7 protein-coding genes and 1 pseudogene are annotated in these 6,868 nt (G+C 72.0%); 6 read left to right on the forward strand and 2 right to left on the reverse strand.

The genetic code is table 11. From position 1 onward, the window contains the following. Positions 1-3: 3 nt before the first annotated feature. From E2E34_RS02865 to fabF, 3 genes are all read left to right on the forward strand, one after another. Positions 4-1,008, forward strand: coding sequence for a ketoacyl-ACP synthase III (locus tag E2E34_RS02865; RefSeq protein WP_138900299.1), 1,005 nt, complete (start codon positions 4-6; stop codon positions 1,006-1,008). A gap of 70 nt (positions 1,009-1,078) precedes the next feature. Next, positions 1,079-1,327 (forward strand): acyl carrier protein, encoded by a 249-nt coding sequence (locus tag E2E34_RS02870; RefSeq protein ID WP_028811172.1) that lies wholly within the window; start codon positions 1,079-1,081, stop codon positions 1,325-1,327. Positions 1,328-1,405: 78 nt separating this feature from the next. After that, positions 1,406-2,668 carry a beta-ketoacyl-ACP synthase II gene (gene fabF / locus E2E34_RS02875; protein ID WP_138900300.1) on the forward strand — a complete coding sequence of 421 codons (1,263 nt, stop codon included), beginning with the start codon at positions 1,406-1,408 and terminating at the stop codon, positions 2,666-2,668. 84 nt (positions 2,669-2,752) lie between these two features. On the opposite strand, the gene E2E34_RS02880 is transcribed toward fabF, so the two are convergent. Then, a complete protein-coding gene (locus tag E2E34_RS02880; protein ID WP_167518194.1) occupies positions 2,753-4,237 on the reverse strand; it encodes an outer membrane protein assembly factor BamB family protein in 1,485 nt (494 codons plus the stop codon). A gap of 83 nt (positions 4,238-4,320) precedes the next feature. After that, entirely contained in the window at positions 4,321-4,815 is a 495-nt protein-coding gene (locus E2E34_RS02885) for a DUF3145 domain-containing protein (protein ID WP_138900302.1), read from the reverse strand. Between the two features lie 307 nt (positions 4,816-5,122). On the opposite strand from E2E34_RS02885, the gene E2E34_RS02890 reads away from it, so the two are divergent. The 3 genes and pseudogenes from E2E34_RS02890 to E2E34_RS02900 form a co-directional block, all read left to right on the forward strand. After that, on the forward strand, positions 5,123-6,064 hold the full coding sequence (locus tag E2E34_RS02890) for an SGNH/GDSL hydrolase family protein (RefSeq protein WP_138900303.1): 942 nt from the start codon (positions 5,123-5,125) through the stop codon (positions 6,062-6,064). Then, a pseudogene (locus tag E2E34_RS02895) lies at positions 6,061-6,750 on the forward strand (aldose epimerase family protein); the annotation flags it as partial. The gene E2E34_RS02890 and the pseudogene E2E34_RS02895, both read left to right, overlap by 4 nt. A gap of 17 nt (positions 6,751-6,767) precedes the next feature. Then, the coding region (locus E2E34_RS02900; RefSeq protein WP_244315475.1) for a glycoside hydrolase family 3 C-terminal domain-containing protein at positions 6,768-6,868 on the forward strand (101 nt) is incomplete at its 3' end.

Raw genomic sequence — 6,868 nt, forward strand, 5'->3', positions numbered from 1 at the left:
AGCATGTCGAAGATCAAGCCCAGTCAGGGCGCCCCGTACGCGCGCATCATGGGTGTCGGCGGTTACCGTCCGACCCGTGTCGTGCCGAACGAGGTGATCCTCGAGACGATCGACTCGTCCGACGAGTGGATCCGCTCCCGCTCCGGCATCGTGACCCGGCACTGGGCCTCCGAGGAGGAGACCGTCGCCGCCATGTCGGTCGAGGCCGCGGGCAAGGCGCTGGCCGACGCCGGGATCACCGCCGAGCAGGTGGACGGCGTCATCGTCTCCACCGTGTCGCACTTCAAGCAGACCCCGGCGGTCGCGACCGAGATCGCGGACAAGATCGGCGCCGGCCGGCCCGCCGCCTTCGACATCTCGGCCGGCTGCGCCGGGTTCGGCTACGGCCTGACCCTCGCCAAGGGCATGGTCGTCGAAGGCAGCGCGAAGTACGTCCTGGTCATCGGCGTCGAGCGGCTCTCGGACCTGACCGACCTGGAGGACCGCGCGACGGCCTTCCTGTTCGGCGACGGTGCGGGCGCGGTCGTCGTCGGCCCCGCGCAGGAACCGGCCATCGGCCCGACCGTGTGGGGCTCCGAGGGCGACAAGTCGGAGACCATCAAGCAGACCGTCCCGTGGTCCGACTACCGCAACGCCGGTGAGGTCGCCAAGTTCCCGGCCATCACGCAGGAGGGCCAGGCGGTGTTCCGCTGGGCCGTCTTCGAGATGGCGAAGGTCGCCCAGCAGGCGCTCGACGCGGCCGGGATCACCGCGGGCGACCTGGACGTCTTCATTCCGCACCAGGCGAACATGCGGATCATCGACTCGATGGTGAAGACTCTCAAGCTGCCGGAGCACGTCACGGTCGCCCGTGACGTCGAAACCACCGGTAACACCTCGGCCGCCTCGATTCCGCTCGCGATGGAGCGGCTCCTGGCGACCGGGCAGGCGAAGAGCGGCGACACCGCGCTGGTCATCGGCTTCGGGGCGGGTCTCGTCTACGCCGCGACGGTCGTTACCCTCCCCTAGGCACGTCCGGATCGTTCCGGGCCTGCCGCTTTACCCAATTCCCTCTGCTCAACACCGAAGGAGCGCCACAATGGCCGCCACTCAGGAAGAGATCGTCACCGGTCTCGCCGAGATCGTCAACGAGATCGCCGGCATCCCCACCGAGGACGTCCAGCTGGACAAGTCCTTCACCGACGACCTGGACGTCGACTCGCTGTCCATGGTCGAGGTCGTCGTCGCCGCCGAAGAGCGCTTCGACGTCAAGATCCCCGACGAGGACGTCAAGAACCTCAAGACGGTCGGCGACGCCGCGGACTACATCCTCAAGCACCAGGCCTGATCCGGCCGGTCCTGTGTCGCCGCCCGGCGGTGGCGCCGTGAAAATTCAGCACCCTCTACACGTGGAGAAAGAATTCCTGTGAGCCCGACCAATCGCACCGTGGTCGTCACCGGTATCGGCGCAACAACACCGCTGGGTGGCGACGCCGCATCGACCTGGGAAGGTCTGCTGGCCGGACGTTCCGGCGTCAAGCCCCTGGAGGGCGAGCGCTTCGCCGAACTTCCCGTCCGTATCGCGGCCGTCGCGGCCGTCGACCCGGGCGACGTACTGCCCCGCCCGCTGGCCCGCAAGCTGGACCGCTCGGCGCAGTTCGCGCTGATCGCGGCCCGTGAGGCGTGGGCCGACGCGGGTTACACCGCCAAGGCCGGCGAGGACGAGAAGATCCAGCCGAACCGCCTCGGCGCGGTCATCGCCTCCGGCATCGGTGGCGTCACGACGCTGCTCGACCAGTACGACGTGCTGAAGGAGAAGGGCGTACGCCGCGTCTCCCCGCACACCGTCCCCATGCTCATGCCGAACGGCCCCTCCGCCAACGTCGGCCTGGAGGTCAACGCCCAGGCGGGCGTGCACACTCCGGTCTCCGCGTGCGCGTCGGGCGCCGAAGCCATCGGTTACGCCGTCGAGATGATCCGCACCGGCCGCGCCGACGTGGTCGTCGCGGGCGGCACCGAGGCGGCGATCCACCCGCTGCCGATCGCGGCCTTCGCCAACATGATGGCGATGTCGAAGAGCAACGAAGAGCCCGAGAAGGCGTCGCGCCCGTACGACACGGGCCGGGACGGCTTCGTCCTCGGTGAGGGCGCGGGCGTCGTGGTCCTGGAGTCGGCCGAGCACGCCGCCGCGCGCGGCGCCCGGGTGTACTGCGAGGCCGTCGGCCAGGGCCTGTCCGCCGACGCCCACCACATCGCGCAGCCCGAGCCGTCCGGCCGGGGCATCGCCGTCGCCATGCAGAACCTGCTCGACGACACCGGCCTCAAGCCGGCCGAGGTCGTGCACCTCAACGCGCACGCCACCTCGACCCCGCAGGGCGACATCGCCGAGATCAAGGCGCTGCGCAAGGTCCTCGGCGACGACCTCGACCATGTGGCGGTCTCCGCCACGAAGTCGATGACCGGTCACCTGCTCGGCGGCGCGGGCGGCATCGAGACCGTCGCGACGGTCCTGGCGCTGCACCACCGGACGGCCCCGCCGACCATCAACGTCGACGACCTCGACGCCGACGTCGACGCGGACATCGTGCGCGACACGCCGCGGGCGCTGCCCGAGGGCACGATCGCCGCGATCAACAACTCGTTCGGTTTCGGCGGCCACAACGTGGTCCTGGCGTTCCGTACGGTCTGATCCGCGACCGCACCACGACGAGAAGGCCCTGCCTGGAGCTCCGCGCTCCCGGCAGGGCCTTCGCCGTACGGTCCCGGCGCGAGCTCAGCGCAGGGCGAACGCCGGGGGTTCTCCGTCGGTGTAGCGGTTGACGACGACGTACCCGTCGCGCACCGCCAGCATCTCGGCGTCGATCGACACCGGCGCCTCCTTCCCCAGCGTCGTCCTGCTCACGGCGCCCTTCGCCCCGGGGTCGACCACGTGGACGTCCGAGCGGGGCCATCCGACGGTCACCGCGGCCACCCGGCCGTCGCCCCGCAGGGCGAGCGCGCCGATGTGTCCGAGCTTCCCGGTACGCCACAGCTCCCGGCCGTCCCGGACCGAGAACCCGGCGACGTACTGCGGCACGATGTCACCCGGTTTCTGCACGGCGGCGACCAGCGTGTCGCCCGACACGAACGGCCCCTCGGCCTTCAGGTCCTCCGGGGACAGCCGGATGTCGAGATCGCCCGAGCGGCCCGACAGCGGCACGGCGGCGCGCGACTGGCCCCGCTCGTCGAAGGCGAGCACGGCCCGCACGCCCCGCTCGTCGGTCTCCTGATAACCGATCACGGCCGGCGCGACGGAGTACACATGGGCGGTGCCGGCGCTCTCCACCGGCAGCTTCGTCGCCCACTGCTCCTCGCCGGTGCGGGTGTCGAGGGCCAGGAGCCGGGCGGTGACGAGGCCGTCGGTCTTCGCCGGCGCGCACTCCTCGACGGCCAGGGTACGGGCGGGGTTCGCGCCGACCGACAGAATGCGGCAGCGCTCCGGCACCGGCCGCTTCCACCGCTCCGCTCCGGTGGCGGCCGAGCGCCCGCGTACCGCTCCGTCCTCCGCGGACACGGCGGTGCCGCCGCCCAGCGCGACGCCCTTGCCGATGCCTTCGCCCTTGAGCGTCCGCTTCCACAGCGTGGCGCCGTCGTCGAGCCGGACGGCGGCGAGGGTGGTGCAGGGCTTGTTGTGGCGCCCGTAGGCGACCAGCCCCACACCCTCGGCGGGCCGGGGGCTCTGGGCGCAGACGGACGCGCGGACCGGCGCCGTGACGGTCCACCGCTCGGCGCCGTCCTTCACGGCGTAGGCGGTCAGGCCGTCGGTGCGGACCCTGACGACGGTGTCGCCCGCGGACCAGCCGCGCAGTCCCTTGACGGTGGCCGGGCGGTCCGGCTGCGCCCGCCAGGCGATCCCCAACCGCTCCGGGCCCTTGAGGGGTGAGGCGATCCGCACCTGCTCGCCGCGGATCCACTGGTAGCCGTACAGGCCGGGCAGCAGGCCGGCCAGCACCCCGCCGACGACGACGGCGACGGCGATCCCCCGGCGCAGCTCCGCGACGGCCAGCGCCTTGCTCAGGGCGAGCGTGCCGGCGAAGGAGAACGCGAAGGCCAGGAGCAGCACGGTGGGCAGGCCCTGCGGGCAGTCGGAGCCGCCGCACGCCCCGCCGCTCTCCCGGTACAGGGCGGTCCAGCCCAGGACGTGGAAGACCACGGCCCAGCAGACCACGAGCGACGACAACAGGACGGCGGTCACTTCGACCGCCGGTCGTATACGCACAACCAACCCCCACACAGGCGGTGCACTGCGTGTGCACTGTGGGGCGGAATGTATCGGGCCCCCCGCGCGGTGGGTGGAGGGGGTCAGACCACCTGGTGCAGCCAGCGCACGGGGGCGCCCTCGCCGGCGTATCTGAAGGGTTCGAGTTCGTCGTCCCAGGGCTTGCCGAGGAGCTTGGCGACCTCGGCCTCCAGGTCGGTCTCGCCGCCCACCGAGCGGGCGAGAGCGGCGCGCAGCCGGTCCTCGGGGATGAGGATGTCGCCGTGCATCCCGGTGACGGCGTGAAAGATGCCGAGGCCGGGGGTGGAGCTGTAGCGCTCGCCCTCGGCCATGGGGCACGGTTCGGCGGTCACTTCGAAACGCAGCAGGTGCCAGCCGCGCAGGGCGGAGGCCAGCTTGGAGGCGGTGCCCGGCTGGGCCTGCCAGGAGAACTCGGCTCTCCAGGTGCCGGGCGAGGCCGGCTGTCTGATCCAGTCGAGATTGACCCGCACGCCGAGTACGCCCGCTACTGCCCATTCGACGTGCGGGCACAGCGCGCGCGGTGCGGAGTGAACGTACAGAACTCCACGTGTCGTCACCGGGACCTCCAGTGTGGGACGAGGTTCGCCTTCCCCAGCGGCCTCGCGCCCGTACCGCCTCTTCCCGGTCGGCTCCCGAGGTTGTCAACAGTAAACAGCATCGGGAGTTAATCTCCTGAAAAGGGACAGTATGTGACGTGATGTAATTTACCGGAGCCCCGGATGGGCGAAGGGCTGCTGGTTCGACGGGGAAAAACTACCGTGCGGCGGCCTGTGGCGGGTGACGTACTGTCGGTCCGGGGGGACGAGGACACGAAGCTTTCACTCGCCAGGACGCCGGTTACGACGCCACGGAGGGGATCAGGGCATGGGGGTACGCCGCCGGGGACGCGGCCGGGAGCGCCGGCCGCGCGCCGTCGTCGCCACCGCGACGGCGGGCCTGCTCGTGCTGCTGGGCGCGCTCGCGGGGTGCGACACGGAGAACGGCGCGGCCCCGGGCGGTTCTCCGTCAGCGCGGCTGCCGGCCCCGAGGCCGACTCCGGTCTGGGACCGCAGCCCGGATTCCGTCGCGGCGGTCGGGGACTCCATCACGCGCGGTTTCGACGCGTGCACCGTCCTCGCGGACTGCCCCGAGGTGTCCTGGGCGACGGGCACGGACCCCACGGTGCGCAGCGTGGCGTGGCGGCTGCTCGGCGGGGCGGGGGCGGCCGGACGCACCTGGAACCACGCCAGGTCGGGGGCGCGGATGGCGGAGCTGCCGGAGCAGATGACGCGGGCGGTCAAGGACAAGCCGGAGCTGGTGACGGTCATGGTGGGGGCGAACGACGCCTGTCGTGACGACGTGTCGCACATGACATCGGTGGCTGACTTCCGGACGTACTTCGAGACGTCGGTGAAGAAGCTGCGCACCGAACTGCCCACGTCGCAGCTGTACGTGTCCAGTGTGCCGGACCTGAAGCGGCTGTGGTCCGAAGGACGCGGCAACCCGCTGGGCAAGCAGATCTGGAAGCTGGGGATCTGCCCGTCCATGCTGGGCTTCCCGGACGCGATGGACGCGGCGGCGGTGGCGCGGCGGGAGGCGGTGCGGGAGCGGGTCGTCGCGTACAACGCGGTGCTGAGGGACGTGTGCGCGAAGGACGCGCGCTGCCGGTACGACGGAGGGGCGGTCTTCGACTTCCGGTTCACCGGGAAGCAGTTGAGCGAGTGGGACTGGTTCCACCCGAGCAGGAACGGGCAGCAGCGGCTGGCCGAGATCGCGTACCGCAACATCACGGCGGCACGGCCTCTCGCACAGGCGCCCCGAGCATGAACGCGGAACCTCCCCCTCCTTCCCCGGCGCGCCCGGAGCCCTTCGGGACGCTCCCCGACGGCACGCCCGTCCACCGCTGGGTGCTGGAGCGGGACGGCGTGGTGGTGCGCGTGCTGACGTACGGCGGGATCGTCCAGTCGGTGGAGACGCCGGACCGCGCCGGGCGTACGGCCGGCGTGGCGGTCGGCTTCGGCCGCCTCGCGGGGTACCTGGAGTGCCCGGGGCCGTACCTGGGGGCGCTCGTCGGGCGGTACGCGAACCGGATCGCGGGCGGGACCTTCAGCCTGGACGGCCGGACGTACGCGCCGACGCGCAACGCGGGGCCGCACAGCCTGCACGGCGGCGAGCGGGGCTTCGACAAGCGCGTGTGGGACGCGCGGCCGGTGTCGCACGGGGTGCGGCTCTCGCGGGTCAGTCCCGACGGCGAGGAGGGATTCCCCGGGCGCGTCGAGGTCTCGGCGGCGTACACGCTTCAGGAGGGCGGGGCGCTGCGGATCGCCTACCGGGCGGTGACGGACGCGCCGACGGTGGTGAACCTGACGAATCACACGTACTGGAGCCTCGGGAGCGGCGGCCCGTACGAGCTGCGCCTCGCGGCCGGGGCGGTGACGGCGGTGGGCGGCGACGGGATACCCACCGGCGAGCGGCGCGCGGTGGCGGGGTCGCGGTTCGACTTCCGCGCGGCGCCGACGCGGCGGTCGTCGTGGTCGCCACGACCGAGCGGGTCGAGTCGGAGGGCTTCGACCGTGCGCACCTGCGCCTGCCGGGCCGCCAGGACGACCTGGTGCGCGCGGTGGCCGCCGC

It is taken from the genome of Streptomyces albidochromogenes, assembly GCF_005981925.1.
GTDB lineage: Bacteria > Actinomycetota > Actinomycetes > Streptomycetales > Streptomycetaceae > Streptomyces > Streptomyces albidochromogenes.